The organism is Kitasatospora sp. NPDC089913 (assembly GCF_044748625.1).
Lineage (GTDB): Bacteria > Actinomycetota > Actinomycetes > Streptomycetales > Streptomycetaceae > Kitasatospora.
Map to the genome: position 1 here is coordinate 775,225 of NZ_JBIVGI010000001.1, position 22,719 is coordinate 797,943.

The 22,719-nt window shown below is 73.2% G+C and carries 18 protein-coding genes and 2 pseudogenes; 8 read left to right on the forward strand and 12 right to left on the reverse strand.

Annotation, left to right across the window (positions count from 1 at the left end; translation table 11 throughout):
• The coding region (locus ACIPYS_RS03480; RefSeq protein WP_400742490.1) for a collagen binding domain-containing protein at positions 1–521 on the forward strand (521 nt) is incomplete at its 5' end.
• 251 nt (positions 522–772) lie between these two features.
• On the forward strand, positions 773–2,437 hold the full coding sequence (locus ACIPYS_RS03485) for a fibronectin type III domain-containing protein (protein WP_400742493.1): 1,665 nt from the start codon (positions 773–775) through the stop codon (positions 2,435–2,437).
• A 66-nt stretch (positions 2,438–2,503) separates the two neighbouring features.
• On the opposite strand, the gene ACIPYS_RS03490 is transcribed toward ACIPYS_RS03485, so the two are convergent.
• The 4 genes from ACIPYS_RS03490 to ACIPYS_RS03505 all read right to left on the reverse strand — a co-directional run bounded on the left by ACIPYS_RS03490 (position 2,504) and on the right by ACIPYS_RS03505 (position 5,134).
• Positions 2,504–2,836, reverse strand: a complete 333-nt coding sequence (locus tag ACIPYS_RS03490; protein WP_030391222.1) for a YnfA family protein — start codon at positions 2,834–2,836, stop codon at positions 2,504–2,506.
• 124 nt (positions 2,837–2,960) lie between these two features.
• On the reverse strand, positions 2,961–3,422 hold the full coding sequence (locus tag ACIPYS_RS03495) for a PIN domain-containing protein (protein ID WP_400742497.1): 462 nt from the start codon (positions 3,420–3,422) through the stop codon (positions 2,961–2,963).
• A 3-nt stretch (positions 3,423–3,425) separates the two neighbouring features.
• Positions 3,426–3,650 (reverse strand): type II toxin-antitoxin system VapB family antitoxin, encoded by a 225-nt coding sequence (locus ACIPYS_RS03500; RefSeq protein WP_093862579.1) that lies wholly within the window; start codon positions 3,648–3,650, stop codon positions 3,426–3,428.
• A 269-nt stretch (positions 3,651–3,919) separates the two neighbouring features.
• Positions 3,920–5,134: a pyridoxal phosphate-dependent aminotransferase gene (locus tag ACIPYS_RS03505; protein WP_093862580.1), complete on the reverse strand. Its 1,215-nt coding sequence runs from the start codon at positions 5,132–5,134 to the stop codon at positions 3,920–3,922.
• Positions 5,135–5,231: 97 nt separating this feature from the next.
• Between ACIPYS_RS03505 and ACIPYS_RS03510 the strand changes: the two are divergent.
• Positions 5,232–5,582: pseudogene (locus ACIPYS_RS03510) on the forward strand (winged helix-turn-helix transcriptional regulator); the annotation flags it as partial.
• A gap of 518 nt (positions 5,583–6,100) precedes the next feature.
• A complete protein-coding gene (locus ACIPYS_RS03515; protein WP_093862581.1) occupies positions 6,101–6,910 on the forward strand; it encodes an SGNH/GDSL hydrolase family protein in 810 nt (269 codons plus the stop codon).
• A gap of 1,528 nt (positions 6,911–8,438) precedes the next feature.
• On the opposite strand, the gene ACIPYS_RS03520 is transcribed toward ACIPYS_RS03515, so the two are convergent.
• Positions 8,439–10,100, reverse strand: coding sequence for a DUF2079 domain-containing protein (locus ACIPYS_RS03520; RefSeq protein ID WP_400742503.1), 1,662 nt, complete (start codon positions 10,098–10,100; stop codon positions 8,439–8,441).
• Positions 10,101–10,280: 180 nt separating this feature from the next.
• On the opposite strand from ACIPYS_RS03520, the pseudogene ACIPYS_RS03525 reads away from it, so the two are divergent.
• Positions 10,281–11,081 (forward strand): annotated as a pseudogene (locus ACIPYS_RS03525) (pentapeptide repeat-containing protein); the annotation flags it as partial.
• 206 nt (positions 11,082–11,287) lie between these two features.
• On the opposite strand, the gene ACIPYS_RS03530 reads toward ACIPYS_RS03525, so the two are convergent.
• The 6 genes from ACIPYS_RS03530 to ACIPYS_RS03555 form a co-directional block, all read right to left on the reverse strand.
• A complete protein-coding gene (locus tag ACIPYS_RS03530) occupies positions 11,288–11,866 on the reverse strand; it encodes a hypothetical protein (protein WP_400742506.1) in 579 nt (192 codons plus the stop codon).
• Positions 11,867–11,889: 23 nt separating this feature from the next.
• Positions 11,890–13,212 (reverse strand): hypothetical protein, encoded by a 1,323-nt coding sequence (locus tag ACIPYS_RS03535; protein ID WP_400742509.1) that lies wholly within the window; start codon positions 13,210–13,212, stop codon positions 11,890–11,892.
• A gap of 1 nt (position 13,213) precedes the next feature.
• Entirely contained in the window at positions 13,214–14,077 is an 864-nt protein-coding gene (locus tag ACIPYS_RS03540) for an ATP-binding cassette domain-containing protein (protein ID WP_400742511.1), read from the reverse strand.
• Between the two features lie 193 nt (positions 14,078–14,270).
• Positions 14,271–14,678 carry a hypothetical protein gene (locus ACIPYS_RS03545; protein WP_093862587.1) on the reverse strand — a complete coding sequence of 136 codons (408 nt, stop codon included), beginning with the start codon at positions 14,676–14,678 and terminating at the stop codon, positions 14,271–14,273.
• Positions 14,679–15,028: 350 nt separating this feature from the next.
• Positions 15,029–15,781 carry a tyrosine-protein phosphatase gene (locus ACIPYS_RS03550; RefSeq protein WP_400742514.1) on the reverse strand — a complete coding sequence of 251 codons (753 nt, stop codon included), beginning with the start codon at positions 15,779–15,781 and terminating at the stop codon, positions 15,029–15,031.
• A gap of 9 nt (positions 15,782–15,790) precedes the next feature.
• Complete coding sequence (locus ACIPYS_RS03555) at positions 15,791–16,177, reverse strand: ArsR/SmtB family transcription factor (RefSeq protein ID WP_400742516.1); 387 nt, start codon at positions 16,175–16,177, stop codon at positions 15,791–15,793.
• 175 nt (positions 16,178–16,352) lie between these two features.
• Here ACIPYS_RS03555 and ACIPYS_RS03560 point away from each other — a divergent pair, with 175 nt between their 5' ends.
• Positions 16,353–17,348, forward strand: a complete 996-nt coding sequence (locus ACIPYS_RS03560; RefSeq protein ID WP_400742518.1) for a zinc-dependent alcohol dehydrogenase family protein — start codon at positions 16,353–16,355, stop codon at positions 17,346–17,348.
• A 276-nt stretch (positions 17,349–17,624) separates the two neighbouring features.
• Positions 17,625–18,785 carry an FHA domain-containing protein gene (locus ACIPYS_RS03565; RefSeq protein ID WP_400742521.1) on the forward strand — a complete coding sequence of 387 codons (1,161 nt, stop codon included), beginning with the start codon at positions 17,625–17,627 and terminating at the stop codon, positions 18,783–18,785.
• A 114-nt stretch (positions 18,786–18,899) separates the two neighbouring features.
• Here ACIPYS_RS03565 and ACIPYS_RS03570 read toward each other — a convergent pair whose 3' ends face one another.
• Positions 18,900–19,841 carry an aminoglycoside phosphotransferase family protein gene (locus tag ACIPYS_RS03570; RefSeq protein ID WP_400742523.1) on the reverse strand — a complete coding sequence of 314 codons (942 nt, stop codon included), beginning with the start codon at positions 19,839–19,841 and terminating at the stop codon, positions 18,900–18,902.
• A gap of 261 nt (positions 19,842–20,102) precedes the next feature.
• Between ACIPYS_RS03570 and ACIPYS_RS03575 the strand changes: the two genes are divergently transcribed.
• Entirely contained in the window at positions 20,103–22,595 is a 2,493-nt protein-coding gene (locus tag ACIPYS_RS03575; RefSeq protein WP_400742525.1) for a Tex family protein, read from the forward strand.
• The last annotated feature ends 124 nt before the right edge of the window (positions 22,596–22,719 follow it).

Sequence of the window (22,719 nt, forward strand, 5' to 3'; positions counted from 1 at the left end):
GCACCACGGGTGCGGACGGTCTGTGCCGTCGGACGGTGGAGGTGGGTACCTACTACTGGCGGGAGACCGCCGCCCCGGCCGGCTACGACCTGCCGGCCGAGCCGGTGTTCGGCCCGCTGGTGCTGACCCCGGCCAACGCCGCGGCCGGCGTCCAGGTGACCGCCAAGGACTGCCCGTCGCCGAAGCCCCCGGCCACCGGCGCGATCCACCTGACCAAGAAGGACGCCTGGTCGGGCAAGCCGCTCGACGGCGCGGTGTTCGAGCTGTGGCGGGAGGCCAACGGCATTCCCGGTCTGCAGACCATCGGCATCAACCCGGACATCCGGGCGGGTGACTGCACCACCGCGGCCGGCGGCGGCTGCGACTTCAAGCACCTGCCGACCGGTCAGTACTACCTGCGGGAGACCGCCGCACCCGCCGGCTACCGACTGCCGCCGGACCCGGTCAGCGGACCCTACCGGGTGAACGCCGACGACTGCGTCACCGTCGCCCTCACCAACAAGAAGGACGACGACTGCTGATGACGGGCGTTCATCCGACCGGGTGAACCGGTGGCCGGGACCGTTCTGGGGTCACTCCCGCCCAGGACGGTCCCGGCCCCGGCCCGGCGGCGATCCCCGACCACGGCCCGGCGACCCGTCGCGGAGCGATTCGTCCGCGCACGGCTTTGCCGAGCCATGGTCGAACATTGGCGTTCGACTGACCGGTACGCCCGGGTGCGTTCACCGCCCGTCCGCGTCCGGTCAACACGTGACTGGGAGAGTCCCTGTCCATGGAAACTCCGAACATGGGCGTGCCGGCGAAGCTCGCCGAACGCATGAGCATGGCCGAGCAGCACGAGTACCTGCGGGCCCGTTTCTCCCGCCGCCGGATGCTGCGCGCCGGTGCTGTCTCGGTGGGCGCGCTCGCCGTGGGCGGCGCTCTCGGCGGTACCGCCTCGGCCGCCCCCGTCGCGCCGCAGCTGCTGGCCGGCGGCGCCACCGCGGGCATCGACGGCTCGCTGGTCGCCCCGATCGGGCGTCACCTCGCCTTCGGGCCCGAGCCGGACACCCAGTTCCGGGTCTCCTGGCAGGTGCCGGCCCCGGTGAAGCGGCCGTTCCTGCGCTACGGCAAGAACCCGTGGGACCTCAGCCACAAGATCGAGGCGGAGGTGCGCAACCTGCACACCCCGGCCCTCACTCCCACCGGCAAGGCCGTGGACCAGTACTACCTGCACGTGGCGCTGGAGGACCTGCGCCCCGACACCACCTACTACTACGGTGTCGGACACCAGGGCTTCGACCCGGCCTCGCAGCAGGCGATCTCCACCCTCGGCACCTTCCGTACCGCGCCCTCGCGCGACCACCGCTGGGGCAAGGTGTACGAGCCGTTCACCTTCACCGCCTTCGGTGACCAGGGCGTCAGCGACCACGCCAAGGGCAACGACCACATCATCCTGGCCCAGAACCCGGCCTTCCACCTGCACGCCGGCGACATCTGCTACGCCGACCCGGCGGGCTCCGGCCAGGACTCCGACAAGTCGGTGTTCGACGCCACCACCTGGGACGCCTTCCTGGTGCAGACCGAGACGGTCGCCTCGAAGGTGCCGTGGATGGTCTCCTACGGCAACCACGACATGGAGGCCTGGTACTCGCCGAACGGCTACGGCGGCGAGAACGCCCGCTTCTACCTGCCGGACAACGGCCCGGACAAGCGCAGCGTCCCCGGTGTCTACTCCTTCCGCTACAAGAACGTCGGCGTCGTCTCGCTGGACGCCAACGACATCTCCTACGAGATCCCGGCCAACCTGGGCGTCTCGGCGGGCAAGCAGACCCGCTGGCTGGAGCGCACCCTCAAGGACCTGCGCAACGACGAGACCGTCGACTTCGTCGTGGTCTTCTTCCACCACTGCGCCTTCTCGACCACCCACCAGCACGCCTCCGAGGGCGGCGTGCGCGAGGCCTGGGTGCCGCTGTTCGAGAAGTACCGGGTCGACCTGGTGATCAACGGTCACAACCACGTCTACGAGCGCACCGACGCGATCCTCGGCAACAAGGTCGCCAAGGCCGTGCCGAGCGGCGCCACCGTCGAGCCGGCCACGGACGGCGTGGTCTACGTGACGGCGGGAGCGGCCGGCCGCAGCCTGTACCGCTTCGACGCCCCGGACACCTACGAGGGCCACGAGAACCGCCTCGACTCGGTGGACACCTACTACTTCGCCAAGGGCGGCGGCAAGGTGACCGAGACGGTGGAGTGGTCGCGGGTCCGCTACACCGGCTACTCGTTCATCAAGGTGGACGTCAAGCCCGCCCACCTGGGCCAGAAGTCGGAGATGACCGTCACCGCTCTGGCGGAGGACGGCACCCGGGTCGACCACTACACCGTCCTGCGCACGGTCGGCGAGGGCTGGGACAGCGACCGCGACGACGACGGCGAGGGCGGCGGCTGGGGCTGGTAGTCCCGGTCCTGCTTCGTGCTGTTTCCTGACGTACGTCCTGACGTACCCACGGACCCCGGCGCTCGTTCAGCGCCGGGGTCCGTACATGATCACGGCGACCCCCGCCAGGCAGACCAGGGCCCCCAGCACGTCGTAGCGGGTCGGCCGGAAGCCGTCCACGACCACGCCCCACAGCAGCGAGCCGGCCACGAACACGCCGCCGTACGCGGCGAGCACCCGGCCGAAGGCGGCGTCCGGCTGGAGCGCCGCCACGAAGCCGTACCCGCCGAGCACGACCACTCCCACCCCGGCGAGCCACCACGGCCGCGCCTCGCGCACGCTCTGCCAGATCAGCCAGCAGCCGCCGATCTCGGCGAGCGCGGCGAGCACGAACAGGGCGACGGAACGCAGAACGGTCATAGCGGTCCAGCCTAGGCGGCCGGACCCGTGCGGCCGCCTTCGGGCCGGGGCGCATGTGTGAAGCCCCCTGCCCATCGTTCGGGAATCCCGAACGGTCGGCAGGGGGCTTCGCGCAGGAGCCGGGTCAGGACTCCCGGACGTCGTGCTCCCGGACGTCGTGCTCCCGGACGTCGCCGCGGACGTCGCGCTCCCTGAGTTCGGCGATGACGCGCGCGACGGTGACGAAGTCGCTGTCCACGTGCAGCACCGGGTAGTTGTAGTGCGCCGCGACCGAGCACAGCAGCAGGTCCACCGTGCCTGCCGAGCGGTGCTGCCCCTTCTGGGTGAGCTTGTACTGGGCGTTGAGGGCCCAGTCCTCACCACCCTTCGGGATGCCGAGCGCGGGGCCGAAGAGGTCGTTGAGCTCCTCCTCCAGCTCGTCACGGTGCGCCGGACCGGTGGCCGAGTAGAGGATCTCCGACTTGGTCACCTTGGCGATCCTGATGAGCCCGGACTCCAGCGGCCCTCGCCAGCGGGCGAGCGCCACCGGATCGCGCATCAGGTGGACGAACCCCGAGGTGTCGATCAGGTAGCCGAGGTCGTTCATGTGTCATTCCTCCCCGCCCGTCTTCCGGGCCTGATGGATCCGCTCCGTCGGGTCGAACTCCCCCCGGGTCGCACGTGCGGACAGCTTCTCCAGCGCCTCGATCCGCTTCAGTCGGTTGACGTAGTCGGCGAGGGCGCCGTTGATGGTGTCCTTCTTGGTGCTGGTCCCCATGAGGCGCATGGCCTCGGCGAGGATCGCGTCGTCGACGTCGACGTTGGTCATACTCATTTTCGCGCCTCCGTTGATGATGTGGCAAATCTATCCACGTCATCCACATTAATCGCCCGGGCGTGAGATTGGCAAGTTGAAATGTCCATATTTGTGCCTACATGTCGATTGCTTAATGCAATGAGTTCGACCAAAGTGCGGCAGCCCCCGCGTGGGGGGCGCGGGGGCTGCCGGGTGGAGGGCTGCCGGGTGGAGGGCGGTCGGGGGCGGGGCGGCCCGGTTCGGGTCCGGAGTCGGAGTCGGGCCCGGGCCCGGGGCCGGGGTCGGGTTCAGACCTGGCGGTAGGTGGCGAGGAAGCGGCCGATGCGGTTGATGGCGGTCTCCAGGTCGTCGGCCCGGGGGAGGGTGACGAAGCGGAAGTGGTCCGGGCGGGGCCAGTTGAAGCCGGTGCCCTGGACGATGTGGATCTTCTCGCGGAGCAGCAGGTCCAGGACGAACCGCTCGTCGTCGACGATCCGGTGGACGGCCGGGTCGAGCCTCGCGAAGGCGTAGAGGGCACCCTTGGGCTTGACGCAGCTGACGCCGGGGATCTCGTTCAGGGCCCGGTGGGCGACGTCGCGCTGTTCGGCGAGCCGCCCGGTGGGCAGGACCAGGTCGTTGATCGACTGGTGGCCGCCGAGCGCGGCCTGGACCGCGTACTGGGCCGGCACGTTCGGGCACAGGCGCATGCCCGCGAGCATGGTCAGGCCCTCCAGGTAGTCGCTCGCGTGCTGCTTGGGGCCGCTGACGACCAGCCAGCCGCTGCGGAAGCCCGCCACCCGGTAGGACTTGGAGAGTCCGTTGAAGGTGAGGGTCAGCACGTCGTCGGCCAGGGCGGCCAGGCAGTGGTGCTCGACGCCGTCGTAGAGGATCTTGTCGTAGATCTCGTCGGCCAGCACCATCAGCTGGTGCCGGCGGGCGAGGTCGAGGATGCCCTCCAGCAGCTCCTTCGGGTAGACCGCGCCGGTGGGGTTGTTGGGGTTGATGACCACGATCGCCTTGGTCCGGGCGGTGATCTTGGCGGCGATGTCGTCGAGGTCGGGGAACCACTCCGCCTGCTCGTCGCAGAGGTAGTGCACCGCCTTGCCGCCGGCCAGCCGGACCGACGCCGTCCACAGCGGGAAGTCCGGCGCCGGGACGAGCACCTCGTCGCCGTCGTCCACCAGTGCGGTGACGGCCATCTGGATCAGCTCCGAGGCGCCGTTGCCGAGATAGACGTCGTTGACGGTCACCCCGTCGACCCCGCGCTGCTGGTAGTACTGCACCACGGCCCGGCGGGCCGGCAGGATGCCGCGCGAGTCGCTGTAGCCGTGCGCCCGCGGGAGGTTGCGGATGATGTCCTGGAGGATCTCCTCCGGCGCCTCGAAGCCGAACGTGGCCGGGTTGCCGGTGTTCAGCCGGAGCACGCTGTGCCCCGCCTCCTCCAGTGCGTTGGCCTGGTCGACCACCGGGCCGCGGATCTCGTAACACACGTCATTCAGCTTGCTGGACTGCCGAAACTCCATCTGCGGCCTCCCGACCGTCACCCCACGCCGACCCTGGTTGCTTTGTTCTACCAAGTGGGCACTTGGAAAGTCCAACCTTTTGGCTATGCTGATCCGCATGTCACGCCGAAGCTACGACCAGTACTGCGCCGTCGCCCGCGCCCTGGACGCGGTGGGGGAGCGCTGGAGCCTCCTGATCGTCCGTGAACTCCTGGCCGGCCCGCGCCGCTACACCGACCTGCACGCCGACCTGCCCGGCGTCTCCACCGACATCCTCGCCGCGCGGCTCAAGCAGCTGGAGGGCGAGGGCGTCGTCGAGCGCCGCCGCCTGGAGCGACCGGCCAACGCCACCGTCTACGAGCTGACCGGGCGCGGGGCCGCGCTGCGGCCGGTCGTCGAGGCGCTCGGCGGCTGGGGACTCGACGCGCTGGGCGAGCAGCGGCCGACCGACGCGGTGCGGACGCACTGGGTCACCGGCGGGGCGGTGACGGCGGGGGCGGGTCCGGCGGGAGTGAGTCCGGCGGGTGCGGGTCCGTCCGGGGCGGGTCCGGCGGGCGACGTGAACGCGGCGGGTGGCGCGGAGGTGGTCGCCGCGACGGTGGCCGGCTGAGCTCCGGCTCCGGTCCGGCTCGGGTCCGGCTTCGGTCCGGCGGTGCTCCGGTCGTGGTGGGGTCGCCCGTTGCGCCGGGTGGCCGGTCGCGGGGGCGCCCGTGTGGGAGGCGCCGCGCCCGCGACCGGCGGTGGGGAGCGGCCGCGGCGCCCGACACCCCCGAGGCCGGACGCCGCGGAGCGCACGGCCCGTGGTTCCCCCCCCCGGCCGTTCCTCCCGACGTCCCCACTCTGCCCAGCACCGATCAACGCGCGATCGGCGTCCGCTTGCCGCGGACGTTGAGTCGCCGCCGATCCGCGCGGGTGGGCGCGGGACGCGACCCGGGTGGGTGGGGTACGCGGGTGCGCCCGGGGCCGCACGCGTACGATCGTCGGGCCATGGAGAACACGCAGAACACGCCCACCGCCTTTCGCAGTTACGTCGCCGTCGGGGACTCCTTCACCGAGGGCATGTGCGACGACCTGCTGCCCGACGGCCACTACCGGGGCTGGGCCGACCGTCTGGCCGCCCGGCTCGCGGCCGAACACCCGGTCGGAGGTCCGGGCGACGGCTTCCGGTACGCCAACCTCGCCGTCCGCGGCAAGCTCATCGGCCAGATCCACGACGAGCAGGTCGACCGGGCCGCCGGTCTGGGTGCCGAACTGGTCACCCTGGCCGGCGGGCTCAACGACGTGCTGCGCCCGCGCTGCGACATCGCCCGGGTCGAGGAACTCCTCGGCTCGGCCGCCACCCGGCTGCGCGCCACCGGCGCCACCGTGGTCATGTTCAGCAGCACCGACCCCACCCGCCGGATGGCCGGCTCGGCCCGGCTGCTCCCGGCGATCCTGCGGATGAAGGACTTCGTCCACGAGCTCGCCCAGGACCCGGGCATCGCGGTGGTCGACCTGTTCTCCGCGCCCTGCTTCGACGACCGCCGGCTCTGGGCCGAGGACCGGCTGCACCTCTCGCCCGAGGGCCACCGCCGGGTCGCCGAAGCGGTGCTGGAGTCGCTCGGCCGGCCCGCCGGCTTCGACTGGCGCGCCCCGCTCCCGGCCACCGCCCCGCCGACCCGCTCCGAGAAGCTGGCCGCCGACGCCCGTTGGGTCCGCACCCACCTCGGCCCCTGGATCGGCCGCCGGCTCACCGGCCGCTCCTCCGGCGACGGCCGCGCGCCGAAGCGCGCCGAGCTGGCACCCTACGAGGGCTGAGCCGCAGAGTCGGACGGCTCCTGCGAGGCGCGGCGCCGAGGCGACGACGGCCGACTTCCTCCGGGAGGAGGAGTTGGTTCGGACTCCGTGGCGTCAGGCTGAGGTGCCGCTCCGGGAGCCAGGCGGCGAACTGAGCCGGGCGCCTTCATGACCCTGAAACCCGTACAAGAAGCGAGTGGCTGTACGCCGGCGGGAGGAACGGACACAAAGGGGTGCACCCTCAGGATCGAGCGGGGGGACGTGGTCGGCGAGCACGGTTGTGCACGCCGGACCAGCATGCCTGTGCGCCCGCGGCCACGCCGTCACAGGTCGGCCCGGTGCCGACCGACCTGGGTTGTCGAGGCGGCGGTCGTCGCCGGGTCGGCCGCAGTCGACCTCCGTCGCCGATTCCGCGCACCGGCCACCCTCGTGCGGCAGCACCACGGAGGGCCAACCCTTTCGACGCGGCACGTGCCGACGTCGGGTCGACCAGTCGGAGGGCAGGCGTTCCCGGCGGTCGCCGGTGGACCATGCCATGGCGCCCCTCGATGAAGTGAGTGGATCAGTCCTGAAGTTGGCAGGCCCCGTCAACAGAATCCGGTCCGGTCCAATGCAGTCGTTGGCTACGCTGAGCCGGTGGAATCCGACCTCGACGGAGAGCTGGGCCCATCCGTGAACATGTTTCGCCGGAGGCCACTACGGCCGGGCTGGTTCGGACGGCGGATGCGTCTGGCGGCACTCCTGGGTGTGCTTGCAGTACTGCTGCTTCTCGTCCCGTCCAGCCTCTTTCTGGCCGAGGAAGAGGCTTCCGCTGACAGCGTCGCCGCAATCTCAGGACTTGTCGCGGCACTCGCTGGTCTTCTGTCGGCGGTTGCCGCCGTTCTCACAGCGGTTGCCTCCTTGATCACGTTGAGGCGAGCCAGATCGGAACGGACAGTCGGGTCGGAAGCCTCCGTGCCCCCGCCGCAGCCCGCTGGGCCACCCCGCGAGGTCGGAGGTCCGTCGGGCGCCGAGACTGGGCCGTGATCACCCTCCGTCCTGGAGAAGACCGTTCCTTGCTCCGTGCCTGGAACGGCGGCTGGTGTGTGCGTCGGTCATCCGTGGAGCCGGTCGCCCCTGGCCTCGCCGGGTGTCATGTCGCCCGGGATCTCGAACGACGAGATCACCTCGCCCCGGTGGTGTTCCAGCAGTTGAAGGTTACGGAGCTTGATCCGGTCCGGGTTTCCCGTGGTGGTGGTTGCTGAGGAACTCCCGCTGCCACACGGGCGGCTCTGCGGTGAGTTCCTCCTCACCCGGCGTCGCCCAGCCGCCCGTGGGTACCAGGTCGTCGAGGACGAGCAGGTGGCGGAGCACCTCGGACCCGGCCCAGGCGTCCGAGCAGCTCTGCGAGTGGTGGCTGGTCAGGGACGGGGGCCAGTCCGAGCGGGCCCCACGAGACCGAGCTCCGCCGTCACCGCACCCAGGGCTTCGCTGGTGTTCACCCAGCTCGTGAAGACATCGGCCGCAACTCCCGTGCGCCTGTCGGCCGGGTGCTTCGCCGGCTCGGGGCTCAGCCCCGGAACAGGTTGTGGCCGACGTCCGACGGCACCGCGTCCTGGTACGGGACGGCGTCCGGGCCGGGCACCTGCTCGCCCGGGACCGGCTCGGTGCTCTCCCGGTGCAGCAGGTACACGCCGTCCTCCGACCAGACCGTCCGGTACCCGTGCGCGAGCAGCAGCTCGATCCGCGCCGCCTGCTCCCGGTCGGTCCGGAACGGGAAGGACCGCTTGTCCGCGCGGATCAGCACGTACTCGCGTCCGCGCGGCTTCTCGTCCACCAGCACCACGTCCGCCCGAGCGGTCAGCCGGGGCGCCGCCTGGTTGTCCGCCTCCACGGACGCGCCGTCCGGGACCAGCGCCGCGCCGCGCAGCAGTGCCGCCTCGCTCGGCTTCGGCTGCCAGTAGGCCGGGACGAACAGGTTCGCCACTCCCAACGGCACCGCCGCCGCGACGGTCACGGCCGCCGCCGCCACCCCGAGCCGCCGGGTGAGCACCCGGCCGTGGCAGCGGCCCAGCACCTCCAGTGCGGCGACCAGCAGGATCGGCCACAGGAAGGCGTCGTAGTGCCGGGCGATCGACCAGTGGTTCGGGTTGCTGGACAGCACCCGCTCGGCCAGCAGCGGGACGGCCAGGAGCACCGTCGCCGAGCGGAGCGGGAGGGCGAACAGGGTGCCGAAGATCCAGAGCAGCAGCAGCGGCTTCAGCGGGACGTCGAAGGAGGCCGAGAGCAGCCGGGCCGGGTCCGCCAGGACGTTGGCGACCGCCGAGCCGCCGTCCTCGCCGAGCGCCTGGTAGTTCCAGTAGTAACCGGGCACGCCACCCATGGCCGGTACCAGCTGGGCGATCGCGAGCGCCGAGGCGAGCGGGCCGCCGAGCAGCAGCCCCGCGCCCCAGCGCACGGCCGGACGGCGCCGGGCCGGATCCGGGTCCCGCCGGGCCCGCAGCAGCAGCACCAGGCCGTAGGCGCCCACGGCCAGACCCATGTCCTCCTTGGTGCAGCACAGCAGCAGGCCGGCCAGTGCCGAGGCCCAGTACTGCCGGGCCATGCCGCGCTCCAGCATCAGCAGCGTGAGCGGCACCGCGAACGCCACCTCGTGGAACCCGCCGCGCGAGGCGACCAGCAGCGGCCACCCCAGCCCGTACGCGAGCGCGGCCAGGTCGGCGGCGCGGCGGGCGGTGCGGGGGTCGGCGTCGGCGAAGCAGCGCCAGGCGATCCGGCGGATCAGCGGCACCCCGGCGGCGAAGCAGAGCGCCTGGCCGAGGAGCAGTGAGCGCGGGTCGTCCCACAGCCAGTAGAGCGGCGCCATCAGCGCGATCACGGGGGAGAAGTGGTCGCCGAGCAGCGAGAAGCCGGGCGGGAACTCGTGGTGGAAGCTCTTCAGCGTCGAGACCGGCAGGCCGAGGTGCGCGTAGCCGCGCACGCCCTGGTCGAAGATCCCGAGGTCGAAGCCGCCGAGCTGGGCGGTGGTCCACTGCTGGAGGCCGATCGCGAGGCAGACCGCGAAGCAGAGCAGGGTGAGGCCCAGGGTGCGGGCGCGCGGGGGGATCCGGAGCGCCGGTCCGGAGGTGTCGGCGTTGCCGGAGGTGCCGGTAGCGCTCACGCTGGCGGTGGTGTCGGTGGTGTCGGTGGCACCCTCGGTGTCCGGGTACGGCGTCACGTCGTGCCGGGACATGCCTTGGGTCCTCCGTTGGTGCTGTGGTGCTGTGGTGCCGTACTGCGGTACCGACGCCGTGGTGCCGGCGCCGGTTCCGTGGTGCTGGGGGTTCGGCCGACCAGACTAGCCGACGGCCGTTCGAAGCGGTCGGTACGCTCTACAGCGCACCGACCGTCGTCCTGGAGGAACAACAGCACCGTGAGCGTCCCGAGCATCAACCTCGTCTCCGACTGCGGTAGCTGCTTCGGGTTGTGCTGTGTGGCGCTGCCTTTCGCCGCCGGTACGGACTTCGCCACCGACAAGGCCGCCGGCACCCCCTGCCGCAACCTCCGGACCGACTTCGGCTGCGGGATCCACGAGCGGCTGCGCGAGACCGGCTTCCCCGGCTGCACGGTGTACGACTGCTTCGGGGCCGGACAGCAGGTCTCCCAGGTGGTCTTCGGCGGGCGCAGCTGGCGGGAGGCGCCGGAGACCGCCCGGACGATGTACGAGGTGTTCCCTGTGGTGCGGCAGCTGCACGAGCTGCTCCATTACCTCACCGAGGCGCTCACCTTCGCCCCGGCCCGCCCCGTCCACGGGGAGCTGCGCCGGGCCCTGGAGGAGACGGAGCGGCTGGTCGGCGGCACACCGCAGGAGATCCTCGCGGTCGACGTCCCCACTCACCGGCAGACGGTGGCCGAGCTGCTGCTCCGGGCCGGCGAGCTGGTCCGGGCCGCCGTCCCGCGCCGGCGCGAGCACCGGGGGGCGGACCTCTTCGGTGCCCGGCTGCGGGGTGCGGACCTGCGCGGCGCCAACCTCCGGGGCGCGATGCTGGTCGCGGCCGACCTCTCCGGGGCGGACCTCCGGCTCGCCGACCTGATCGGCGCGGACCTGAGGGACGCGAACCTGGCCGGTGCCGACCTGACCGAGGTGCTCTTCCTCACCCAGACCCAGCTGAACGCGGCCCGCGGCGACGCCGCCACCCGCCTTCCGGCCGCCCTGGACCGGCCCGCGCACTGGCCGGAGACCGCCGATGCCCCGGCCCCGGCCGGACGCGCGCCCCGCAAGCCGCAGGGCGGTAACGGCTCCGGCGGCCGCTCCGGCGGACGGCCGAAGGGCGGCGGTCAGGGCGGTAGTCGGAGCGGCGGGCAGGGCGGCGGTCAGGGTGGCGGTCGTCAGGGGAGGCCGCGCCGCGGCTGAGCGGGACCGCCGCTCCGGCGCGAGGGTCAGCCGGCGAGCAGGCGGGAGCCGGTCGCGGGATGTCGGCGGAGCAGCGCGCACCCGGCCCCCGTGAGGAGCAGCAGGGCGACGGCGGCGAGCGCGTACGCGGAGCCGGCCGGGTGGAGCGGCCAGGCCCAGGGCCGGGGGCTGCCGTCCGGGTGCCAGCCCGCCGCCGAGCAGAGCAGGGGGACGGCGGCGAGCGCGGCGGCGGCCGGGCGGTGGCCGATCAAGGGGTGGAACAGCAGCGCGAGGCCGAGGTAGCCGGCGATGTTGCGGGCGACGACCAGCGCGAGCGCCCCCTGTCCGGCGGCGTACGCGAGGCTGCCGCAGGTGGCCCCGGCGGCGGCCAGGGCGAGTGCGAGGCCGACGTCCAGTCCGCGCAGGGACCGCCCGGCGACGGTCTCGGTGCGCAGGTCGCCCCGGCCCAGCCCGTGCAGCAGGAACACCGCCGGGAGCAGCGTGATCACGTGCGCGAGCAGGAAGTGACCGGCCTGGCCGTGCAGCGCCGGCACCGGCAGTTCGCCGTCGCCGAGGAGCAGACCGGAGGCCACCGTCCCGGCGAGGACGGCCACGAGCAGCGGCACCGCGCGCGCCTTGCACCACCAGATCACCGCTCACCCCCGATCGCCGCGCCGGCGTGCGGGACCGGCGGGGGCAGGGTGCCGCAGTCGGCCAGGGCGTCCAGGGCGGCCCGGTACCAGGCGAGCTGGGTGGCCTCGGGCGTCTGGAGCAGTTGGGCCGCGCGGGCGCTGTCGGCCGGGGTGAAGCGGCCGGCGGCTGAGCCCTCTGTGATTCCGGTGGTTCCGGTCGTGGTGGCGGTGGTGGTCACGGTGGCGGTGGCGGTGAGCCACGCGGTGGCCGTGCCGGCGGCGGCCGCGGCGGGATAGGGGTCGCCGCGGCGGGCGCAGTCCGGGGTACGGGGGAGCAGTCCGCCGACCACGGCGGCGGTGACGTCCGGCGCCCGCGCGTCGGTCGGGACCCCGAGCCCGGCCTCACCGGGCCCGGGTCGGGCGGCCATGGTGAACACCGCCGGGACGGGGACGCCGTGGGCGGCCAGGGCCCCGGCCGTCCGCCGGACCTCCTCGCGGACCAGGACCGAGCGGGCGGCGCCGAGTTCGGGCCAGAGGCAGACGCGCGGCTGCCCGGAGTCGCAGCGCAACGCGGCGGAGGACCGGGGGCGCACCGGTTCGGGGCCCAGGTCGCGGGCGGTCCAGCCACCCAGTGCGACCCCGCCCGCCGTGACCGCGAGCGCGACGGCGAGGGCGAGCGGGCTCCCGCGCCGTCGGACGAGCAGGACGGCGGCTGCGCAGACCGCTCCGGAGAAGGCCAGCGAGGCCGCTACCGCCCGTCCGTCCAGCACCTGGTCCACCGCGCAGCAGTCGGACAGCCCGCCGCCGACCAGGTGCCGCGGCCAGTAGGTGTCGAACGCGACCGGGTAGGCGTTCAGGACGAAGCTGCTGATCAGTGCGAGCGGGACGGCGACCAACGGCGCGAGCACCCGGCCGACGACCGAGCCGACCAGGGTGTTGGCGAGCAGCAGGCCCGCCCAGACGGCGAGTACGCCCGGCTGGGGCACGCCGTCCGCGGCGCCGCCGGCCAGCGCCGCGGTGGTGAGCGCGGCGAGCATGCCGAGTCCGCCCATCAGCGCGACCGGCAGCAGCACCGGGGTGGTGATGGCGAGGGCGGAGCGCACCGGCGAGCGGCCGAACACACCGCCCCGGTGCAGCCGGCCGCCCTCCCAGGCGCCGGCGGCGGCGCAGGCCGCACAGGTGAACGGCAGTGCGAGGCTGGCGTGTCCGGCGGCGGCGAGCCCGTAGGCGGGGGTGACCCAGGCGGTCAGCTCGTCGCCGAGCGCGACCAGGACGAAGCCGAGCAGGAAGGGCAGCACCCGGGTGCCCGCCGAGACCCTGAGAACGGTGCGCAGCAGCATGTCAGGTCTCCCGCTCGATCAGGCGGGCGTACGCGGCCTCGGCGCTCGGCGCACCGGCGGCGGTTCCGCCTCCGGGGACCGGCACGGCCGCCGGAGGACGGCCGGAGCCGTCCGTCCTGCCTCCGGTCCCCGTCCCGTCGGCGGTCCTGTCCCCGGTCCTGCCCCCGCCCCCGGTCCCGTCGTCGGCCGCCAGCGCGTGGAAGTCCTCGGTGGCGCCCTGGAATCTGACCTGCCCCCGGTCCAGCACCACCACCTGCCGGTACGTGCCGGCGAGGTCCTCGGTCTGATGGGTGGAGACGATCACGTTCACCTCGTTCGTCAACTCCTCCACCAGGGCGCGGAACACCGCCCGCTGGGTGGGATCGAGGCCGGCGGTCGGCTCGTCCATCAGGATCAGTTCGCTGTGGTGGGCGAGGCAGCCGGCGATGCCCATCCGGCGCAACTGGCCGCCGGACAGCCGGTGTCCGTCCCGGTCGGCCAGCTCGCCGAGGCCGACCCGGGCGAGTGCGACCGCCGAGGCCTGCCAGGCGGCGGCCCTGGACATGCCCTTCAACCAGCCGCAGTACGCCACCTGTTCGCGGACGCTGAGGCCGGGGACCGGGGTGATCTGCTGCGGCAGCCAGGCCACCGCCCGCCGGTAGGCGGCCCGGTCGCCCGCGCCGGCCGCCGGATCGACGCCGTGCCAGCTGACGGATCCCCGGCGGGGGCTCAACTGGGAGGCGGCGAGGGCCATGAGGGTGGATTTGCCCGCGCCGTTGGGGCCGAGCAGGACGGTGGCCGGATTGTCGATCCGCAGATCGAGGCCGGTGAAGAGGCGGGCCTTCCGGCCGTACTGGAATTCGATGCGCTGGAATTCAAGAGCCATGGCAGGGACGACGCATTTCGCTCGGGAAAGGGGTGTGCGGTGCCGGCGGGCGGGGGCGGCCGCCGGCGCCGCACGTCGAGGAGGTGGGCCGGTGAAGGATGGCGGGAAAGGGCGGGACGAAAAGGGCGGGGCGAACGGTGCGGTGGTGAGGGTGCGGCGGTGAGGGCGGGGCGGGCGCTCGGGGTGACGGCGCTCAGTACCGGGTGGTCACGGTGTCCACCCAGAGCCTGGAGCCGCTGCGCACGCCCTCCAGGACGAAGTAGTAGTCGCCGGCACTCTGGTCGCCCCAGGTGGAGGTGTCGCAGTGGTTGGAGCGGTGTCCGTAGGCCTTGTCGGGTCCGAAGACGTCCTTGTACAGCTGGAGGTCGGCGTCCTTGAAGTCGTTGTTCCCGGTCTGGCAGCCCTGGAAGGCGACGGAGGTGGCGACGTCGTCGCGGTCGCTGTCCGCCCACCGGCGGGATTCCGAGCCGGGGCCCCAGCTGCTGATGTAGGACGCCCAGGAGCCCTCGGCGAGGGCGGGGGTGGCGCCGGCGAAGCCGAGCAGCGCGGCGGTCACCAGCAGGCCGCGGAGTACGCGGCCGGAGTGGTTCTCTGCGTCCATGGTCCGTCCGATCATTCCGGTGGCGCCGCCGGTCGGGCGGTGCCATGCAGGCAGAAGGAAACGAGCGGTGGTTCGACCGGAACGGTCGCGGTCACCCGGTCGGCCGAGCCCCCGCGGAAATGACCTTAGCGTGCACGAACAGGTGGCCAGCACTATTTTTTCCGGCCATTCGGACGGGTCTGGCCGGAGGGCGGAACTCTGGCAAGCGGATGATCGAGAGTTGCCGGAATTTCCTGGACCGAACGCTTTTTCGGCGATAATCGATCCACAGTGTTCGCTTTTCTTCTACTGCTGGACCGATTCCTTTTTCATGTGATTGTCGTCCTGGTGCTGTACTGGCCGGTTCCGGCCTACCGGCGGGCGCCCTCGGGCGGCTCCGGAAGCAGCCGCGCGCGCAGTCGGCCGATCAGCGCCTCGTCCACCCCAACCGTGCCGGTGGCATAACCGTGGACCGAGCCGTGAGCGGCGGTCAGGTCCGCGAGCACGAGCCGGATCACGTCCTCCGGCGCGCGACCGAAGCCCGGCCAGCGCAGCGTGCGCCCCGGGTTGGCGGCCCGCCAGTCGGCCACCAGGCGCGCGGTGGCGAGCTCGGTGAGCGCGAAGTCGGCGGCCACGTCGTCCTCGCCGACGCCGAGCAGCCTGAGTACCAGCGCGGCGATCAGTCCGGTGCGGTCCTTGCCCGAGGCGCAGTGGAACACGACCGGCCGGTCGGCGTCGGCGATCAGCTCCAGGACGGTGCGGATCTCCGCGACGCCGTCCTCGGTCACCTCGGCGAAACGATCCGCCAGATACCGCCAGGGGTCGACGTCGGGATCGATCTCGGCCTGGTCGTACGGCCGGTGCTCGATCGAGAGGTTGTGGTACGCGACGCCCGCCAGCTCAGGGATCCTGCCCTTGCGGGCGATCTCCCACGGGTAGCGCAGGTCGATCACGGTGCCGATGTCCAGCGCCCGGAACCGTTCGAGGTCGGCGGGCGAGGTGAGCGTTCCGAGCGAGGCCGAGCGGTAGAGCCGCCCCCACCGGACCGTCCGCCCGTCGGCGGTCGGGTAGCCGCCCAGGTCGCGGAAGTTGTGCGGTCCCTCGAAGGCGATGTGGCGGGTCATGTCCGCACCCTATCGGGCGGGTTCGCCGCGGTGGGGAGCGGCCCGGTGTCGCTCGGGTGCCGCGACCAGCGCCTCCAGCAGGCCCGGGAAGCACTCCGCGAACTCCTCGCGCCGCAGCGCGTTCATCCGCGAAGTGCCCACGTAGTGCTGGCGGATCAGCCCGGCCTCGCGCAGGACGTGGAAGTGGTGGGTGGCCGTCGACTTGCTGACCGGCAGCTCGATCACCCCGCACGGCAGGTCCTCGCCGGCCGCGTGCAGGGCGCGGACGATCTGCCGCCGCACCGGGTCGACGAGGGCTTCCAGCACCTGCTGGAGCGTGATCGTCCGCAGGTCGGGGTGCGGGGGGACGCGGTCCCGCGCGGGGGTGGAGCCGGTGCGCGGTGCGGTTCGTGCCATGGGTGGTCGGCCTCCTGTCCTCGTGCCCGTCATGGTACGACACTGATCGAAGTACGACAGCAATCAAAGTTTGACAGGTGTCGCACTTTGGGTTTGAGTGTGGAACACGAGCTGACGAGGCGTCGGAAGCGAACCGCCCGGTGCGGAAGCGGACGCGACAGAGGGGGAGTCGAACATGGTCAGGACCGTGCTGTTCCACGAGCTGGGCGGGCCCGAGGTGCTGCGGCTGGAGGAGGCGCCGATCGCCGGGCCCGGCCCCGGCGAGCTGCTGGTCCGCATCGACGCGATCGGCCTCAACCGGGCCGAGGTGCTGTACCGCAGCGGCCAGTACATCGAGGACGTCCGGGAGTTCCCCGGCCGCCTCGGCAGCGAGGCGGCGGGCGTGGTCGAGGCGATCGGCCCGGCCGTCACGGGGTTCGCCGTCGGCGACGCGGTGAGCGTCGTCCCGGCCTTCTCGATGAACGACTACGCCGTCTACGCGGAGCGCGCCGTCGTCCCGGCGAACGCGGTGGTGCACCGGCCCGAAGGACTCGACGCGGTGGGCGGCGCGGCGGTCTGGATGCCCTATGTCACCGCGTACGGCGCCATGGTGGAGGCCGGCGGTCTGCGGGCCGGCGACACCGTGGTGATCACCGCGGCCTCCAGCAGCGTGGGTCTGGCGGCGATCCGGATCGCCGAGCGCGTCGGCGCCGTCCCGATCGCCACCACCCGCACCGCGGCCAAGCGGGAGGCCCTGCTGAAGGCCGGCGCCGCCGAGGTGGTCGTGACCGAGGAGGAGGATCTCGCCGCCCGCGTCCTGGAGCTGACCGGCGGCCGGGGCGCGGAGCTCGTCCTCGACGCCGTCGCCGGGCCCGGAGTCGTCGACCTCGCCCGCGCCCTCGCCCAGGGCGGCGCACTCGTTCTCTACGGCGCCCTCAGCGGCGAGGACACCCCCTTCCCGCCGATGCCGGTGATGAAGGGCAAGTCCATGCGCAGCTACACCCTGCACGAGATCACCACCGACCCCGAGGGCCTGCGCCGCGCCGAGGCCTTCGTCGCCTCCGGCCTGCGCACCGGCGCCTTCGAGCCCGCGGTGGACCGGGTCTTCCCCTTCGAGGAGATCGCCGACGCCCACCGGTACCTGGAGGGCGGCAGCCAGATCGGCAAGATCGTGGTGACCGTCGACCACTGACGCACCGGTCGGCAGTCCGGCGGCACCGCGGCGGTTCCCGCGGTTCCCGCCGTGGACGTGGGACCGTGCGGTCGCCGGATCGTCGACGCGCTGTACCGAGCGCTGGGAGTTCGCCCCTGCTCGAGCTCCTCCGAGGCTGTTCCTGTCGTCCGCTCCCGTCCACTCCCGTCGTCCGCTCCCGATCGGGAGCGCGATCGACGATGATGGGAAGGAACTGACGGGCCGGGGGGACGTTCGTCCGGGGCGGTCCGTGCCGGACGAGCACGCGGAGGCCCGATGGAGCACGGTATCGACCGCAACCTCGCCACGTCCGCGGACCGGGCGGACTATCTGGTCGAGCTCTCCAACATCGTCCGCCGCACGGACTTCGGCGGGTCCGCGCCGCGTTCGCTGCACCGGCTGGGGCTGGTGGTGGAGGCGCTGGTGCGGATGACCGGGGACCGGCACGTGGCCGTGTACTGCGTCGCCGACCGCAGTCTGCTGGGCGGGCGCCGGGAGTTCACCGAGCCCGGGGACGCGCCGACGCTGGCCCGCTGGGTCGCGGAGGGGGTGGTCGAGGAGGTGCCGGACGCCGACGAGCGGGTGCTGGAGATCGCCGGTATGACCGGGATCCAGGTCGTCACCGGCGACTACTACGACGACCACCGGATCGAGCACCCGTGGATCCAGGGCAACACCTGGCAGTTCCTGCGGCCGGAGGCGGTCGGGCGGGGCGCGGTCCGGCTGGCGCCGCTGGACATGGGGTACCGGACCGGCGCGGAGATCTCCAAGAAGATGGAGCTGTCCGCGCTCAAGAAGCAGGGGCTGCTGACCGCCGGGCGCAAACCGCTGGTCGAGGTGGTCGGGCGGGCCTGGCGCTGTCCGGACACGCGGTGCGGCCTCTACAGCGTGCACCGGGGCGGGCGGGTGATGCTGCCGAGGATGCGCGGCGGCGTGCCCACCTGCGAACTGCACGGCGCCCCGCTGCTGGACGACGGGGCCCGGCCCGGTGCCGCCCAGGTCAAGGTGGTGCTGGACGGGGAGTGCGTGGGCCGGTACACCCTCGACGAGGGGGCGCGGACCGAGGTCGGCCGCGCCCCCGGGACACCGGACGGCATCCCCCTGGCCGGGCTGCTGCCCGCCGAGCGCGCCGCCGGGGTCAGCCGCCGTCACCTGCTGGTCGCGGTGCGCGGCGGCGCCGTGGTGGTGCGGGACACCAGCACCTACGGCAGCCGGATCCGGGTGGCCGGGCGGCGCGGGCACCTCGGCCCGTGGGAGCGGCTCCCGGCGGACGCCGACCGGCCGTTCCGGCCGGGCGACGAGGTCGAGCTCACCCCCGGCCTGGTGCTGACCCGCAGCGGGCGGCGCTTCCCGGCCGAACTGGCCGGCGCCTGGCGGGCGGAGGGAGCCCGTACGCCGCTCCCGCCGGGCGCGGCGGAGGCCACCCGCTCGGTCTGAGGCGGCTCCTCCCGGCCCCCCGGATCCCGGATCCCGGTCCCCGGGCCCCGGAACCGGCGCCCCTCGCCCCCCGAGGTCGGTCGGACGCTGCGGTCCGTCGGACGCTGGGGCCCGTCAGACGCTTCGGTCCGTCAGGACCTCGCGGACGACGTGACGGGCGTTGGCGGCCAGCGGGGGGTTGGTGGTGCGGTAGTAGGGCAGCTGGACGAGGGCGATGGACAGTGCCCAGGCGCGGCCGCGTTCCCAGGTGGCGTCGTCGAGCGCCAGGGCGGCGCGGAAGACCGGGCGGGCGGACGCCGGGAGCACGTTCCAGGCGGCGATCAGGTCGACGGTCGGGTCGCCCGCCCCGAGCAGGCCGAAGTCCAGCACGGCACCGAGGCGTTGGCCGGAGAGCAGAAGGTTCCCGGCGGTGAGGTCGCCGTGCACCCAGGTGGCCGGTCCGGTCGGCTCGGGCAGCCGCAGTGCCTTGTCCCAGAGGGCGGTGGCCGCCCCGGTGTCGATCACGCCGCGCAGCCGGCCGACCGCCGCACGGGTGGCGGCGTCGCGTCCGGCCAGCGGTCCGCCGCGGGACGCCGGCGGCGCGTCCGGGCCCGGTTCTGCGGCGTGCAGCGCGCCGAGGAACCCGGCCAGGTCCCGGGCGAGCTGTGCGGGGTCGGCGAGCACCCCGGGGGCCGGATTGACGCCGTCCAGCCAGCGCAGCACCGACCACTCCCACGGGTAGGCGGTGGTCGGCCGGCCCTGGGCGACCGGCACCGGCACGGGGACCGGCAGGTGCGGGGCGAGGCGGGGCAGCCAGTACTGCTCACGCGCGGTGTTCGCGGCGGCCCACGCGGCCCTGGGCAGCCGGACGGCGAGGTCGGCGCCGAGCCGGAACATCGCGTTGTCGGTGGCGGTGATGCCGACCGGGGTCAGCGGCAGGCCCGTCCACTGCGGGAACTGGGCCGCGATCAGCCGTCTCACCAAGCCGGTGTCGATGACGGGTTCTTCGTCGTGCAGACGGTCGTGCAGGAAGTCGTCGTCGTGCATGCGGTCGGGCGTCCGGGCGGCTGCGCACATGCCCGGCACTGTACGCCGGGACGGGCCCCGCGATCAGGCGGATTTCGAACACCAGGGTGAGAACATGAGGATTTCACAGGGGCGTTGGGTTTCGCGGGGGGCGCTCGGGGCCGCGTCGGCGCTGCCGGTGGCCGCCGGGAGGCGCCGGTCGGGGACCGCCGGCGCGCCACGCCCGGGGTGGTGGGGGCGGGGCGGGCCGTCGGTGGCGGCTGTCAGAATGCCGGGGTACGGACAGCAACTCTGAAGAAGGTGACCGGCTTCGTGACCACGCCAGTCGAACAGGCGGCCCAGCAGGCCCAGCAGGCGATCGGGCGGAAGATCGCCGAGGAACTGGGCGTCCGCGAGGGGCAGGTGAAGGCGGCGGTCGAGCTGCTGGACGGCGGTGCGACGGTGCCGTTCGTGGCCCGCTACCGCAAGGAGGTCACCGGCTCGCTGGACGACGCTCAGCTGCGCACCCTCGAGGAGCGGCTGCGCTACCTGCGGGAGCTGGAGGAGCGCCGCGCCGCCGTCCTGGAGTCGGTCGATTCCCAGGGCAAGCTGGACGACGAGCTGCGGGCGCGGATCCTCGCCGCCGACTCCAAGGCGCGGCTGGAGGACATCTACCTGCCGTTCAAGCCGAAGCGGCGCACCAAGGCCCAGATCGCCCGCGAGGCCGGTCTCGAGCCGCTGGCGGACACCCTGCTCGCCGACCCGACGCAGGACCCGGCGGCGCTGGCCGCGCGGTTCCTCAACGAGTCGGTCGCGGACGGCGCCGCCGCGCTGGAGGGCGCCCGGGCGATCCTGGTCGAGCGGTTCGGCGAGGACGCCGACCTGGTCGGCTCGCTGCGCGAGCGGATGTGGACCAGGGGCCGCCTGGTCGCCACCGTCCGCGAGGGCAAGGAGCAGGAGGGCGCGAAGTTCGCCGACTACTTCGACTTCGCCGAGCCGTACACCAAGCTCCCCTCGCACCGGATCCTGGCGATGCTGCGCGGCGAGAAGGAGGAGGTGCTCGACCTCGACCTGTCCCCGTACGACGGCGACGAGGGCGGCGACCTGCCCGGCGCGAGCGACTACGAGCAGCGGATCGCCGCCCGCTTCGGCATCGCCGACCACGGCCGCCCGGCCGACAAGTGGCTCGGCGACACCGTCCGCTGGGCCTGGCGCACCCGGGTGCTGGTCCGGCTCGGCATCGACCTGCGCGGACGGCTGCGCGCCGAGGCCGAGGACGAGGCGGTCCGGGTGTTCGCCGCGAACCTGCGGGACCTGCTGCTGGCCGCCCCGGCCGGCACCCGCGCCACCATGGGCCTGGACCCGGGCTTCCGGACGGGCGTGAAGGTCGCCGTGGTGGACGCCACCGGCAAGGTGCTCGCGCACGACACGATCTACCCGCACCAGCCGGCCAACAAGTGGGACGCCGCGCTGGCGACGCTGGCCGCGCTGGCGAAGAAGCACGGTGTGGACCTCGTCGCGATCGGCAACGGCACCGCCTCGCGGGAGACCGACAAGCTCGCCGAGGACCTCCTCAAGCGGCACCCGGAGCTGGGCGTGACCAAGGCGATGGTCAGCGAGGCCGGTGCCTCGGTGTACTCGGCCTCCGCGTTCGCCTCGCAGGAGCTGCCGGACCTCGACGTGTCGATCCGCGGCGCGGTGTCGATCGCCCGTCGGCTCCAGGACCCGCTGGCCGAGCTGGTCAAGATCGACCCCAAGTCGATCGGTGTCGGCCAGTACCAGCACGACCTGAGCGAGGTGAAGCTCTCCCGCTCGCTGGACGCCGTGGTCGAGGACTGCGTCAACGCGGTCGGCGTGGACGTGAACACCGCCTCCGCGCCGCTGCTGACCAGGGTCTCCGGCATCACCGGCACGCTCGCGGACAACATCGTCGCGCACCGGGACGCCAACGGCCCGTTCCGTACCCGCAAGGAGCTCAAGAACGTCGCCCGGCTCGGCCCGAAGGCCTTCGAGCAGTGCGCGGGCTTCCTGCGGATCCCGGACGGCGACGACCCGCTGGACGCCTCCGGCGTGCACCCGGAGGCGTACCCGGTGGTGCGCCGGATCCTGGCCGCGACCGGTGGGGAGCTGCGCGAGCTGATCGGCAACGGCAGCCGGCTGCGCGCGCTGCGGCCGGGCGACTTCGCCGACGGCACCTTCGGCGTCCCGACCGTCACCGACATCCTGGGCGAGCTGGACAAGCCGGGGCGCGACCCGCGCCCGGCGTTCCGCACCGCGACCTTCAAGGAGGGCGTCGACAAGATCGGCGACCTGGAGGTCGGCATGGTGCTGGAGGGCGTGGTGACCAATGTGGCCGCGTTCGGCGCCTTCGTCGACGTGGGTGTGCACCAGGACGGCCTGGTGCACGTGTCGGCGCTGTCGAAGAACTTCGTCAAGGACCCGCGCGAGGTGGTCAAGCCCGGCGACATCGTGACCGTCCGGGTCACCACGGTCGACGTGCCGCGCAAGCGGATCGGGCTCACCCTGCGGCTGGACGACGAGGTCGGTCGTGGTGGCGGCGAGGGCGGCCGGGGCGAGGGCGGCCGCGGCGGCGACCGGCAGGCGCGCCCGCCGCGCCAGGAGCGGCGCGGCGGCCAGGGCGGCCAGGGCGGCCAGGGCGGTCGCGGCCAGGGTGGCGGCGGCGGTCAGGAGCGTCGGGACCGGGGCGGTTCCGGCGGTTCCGGCGGCCCGGGGGCGTTGGGCAACAGCGCCATGGCGGACGCGCTGCGCCGGGCCGGTCTGGCCGGCGGTGGCGGTTCGGACGACCGCCGCTCCGGGCGGCGCTGACACGAGCCGCGGGGGGGGGGGGGCCCCCGGCCCCCCCCCCCCCCCCCCCCCCGCCGGGGGGAAAACAAACCCCCCCCCCCTGGGGATTTTAATAAAAAAAGCGAAATTTGACAACCGCGGTAAG

What these genes read in the sequence shown, in the direction of transcription:
- ACIPYS_RS03485 (WP_400742493.1), top strand. Translation starts at nt 773, where the DNA reads ATGGAAACTCCGAACATGGGCGTGCCGGCGAAGCTCGCCGAACGCATG.
- ACIPYS_RS03490 (WP_030391222.1), bottom strand. Translation starts at nt 2,836, where the DNA reads ATGACCGTTCTGCGTTCCGTCGCCCTGTTCGTGCTCGCCGCGCTCGCC.
- ACIPYS_RS03495 (WP_400742497.1), bottom strand. Translation starts at nt 3,422, where the DNA reads ATGAACGACCTCGGCTACCTGATCGACACCTCGGGGTTCGTCCACCTG.
- ACIPYS_RS03500 (WP_093862579.1), bottom strand. Translation starts at nt 3,650, where the DNA reads ATGAGTATGACCAACGTCGACGTCGACGACGCGATCCTCGCCGAGGCC.
- ACIPYS_RS03505 (WP_093862580.1), bottom strand. Translation starts at nt 5,134, where the DNA reads ATGGAGTTTCGGCAGTCCAGCAAGCTGAATGACGTGTGTTACGAGATC.
- ACIPYS_RS03515 (WP_093862581.1), top strand. Translation starts at nt 6,101, where the DNA reads ATGGAGAACACGCAGAACACGCCCACCGCCTTTCGCAGTTACGTCGCC.
- ACIPYS_RS03520 (WP_400742503.1), bottom strand. Translation starts at nt 10,100, where the DNA reads ATGTCCCGGCACGACGTGACGCCGTACCCGGACACCGAGGGTGCCACC.
- ACIPYS_RS03535 (WP_400742509.1), bottom strand. Translation starts at nt 13,212, where the DNA reads ATGCTGCTGCGCACCGTTCTCAGGGTCTCGGCGGGCACCCGGGTGCTG.
- ACIPYS_RS03540 (WP_400742511.1), bottom strand. Translation starts at nt 14,077, where the DNA reads ATGGCTCTTGAATTCCAGCGCATCGAATTCCAGTACGGCCGGAAGGCC.
- ACIPYS_RS03545 (WP_093862587.1), bottom strand. Translation starts at nt 14,678, where the DNA reads ATGGACGCAGAGAACCACTCCGGCCGCGTACTCCGCGGCCTGCTGGTG.
- ACIPYS_RS03550 (WP_400742514.1), bottom strand. Translation starts at nt 15,781, where the DNA reads ATGACCCGCCACATCGCCTTCGAGGGACCGCACAACTTCCGCGACCTG.
- ACIPYS_RS03555 (WP_400742516.1), bottom strand. Translation starts at nt 16,177, where the DNA reads ATGGCACGAACCGCACCGCGCACCGGCTCCACCCCCGCGCGGGACCGC.
- ACIPYS_RS03560 (WP_400742518.1), top strand. Translation starts at nt 16,353, where the DNA reads ATGGTCAGGACCGTGCTGTTCCACGAGCTGGGCGGGCCCGAGGTGCTG.
- ACIPYS_RS03565 (WP_400742521.1), top strand. Translation starts at nt 17,625, where the DNA reads ATGGAGCACGGTATCGACCGCAACCTCGCCACGTCCGCGGACCGGGCG.
- ACIPYS_RS03570 (WP_400742523.1), bottom strand. Translation starts at nt 19,841, where the DNA reads ATGTGCGCAGCCGCCCGGACGCCCGACCGCATGCACGACGACGACTTC.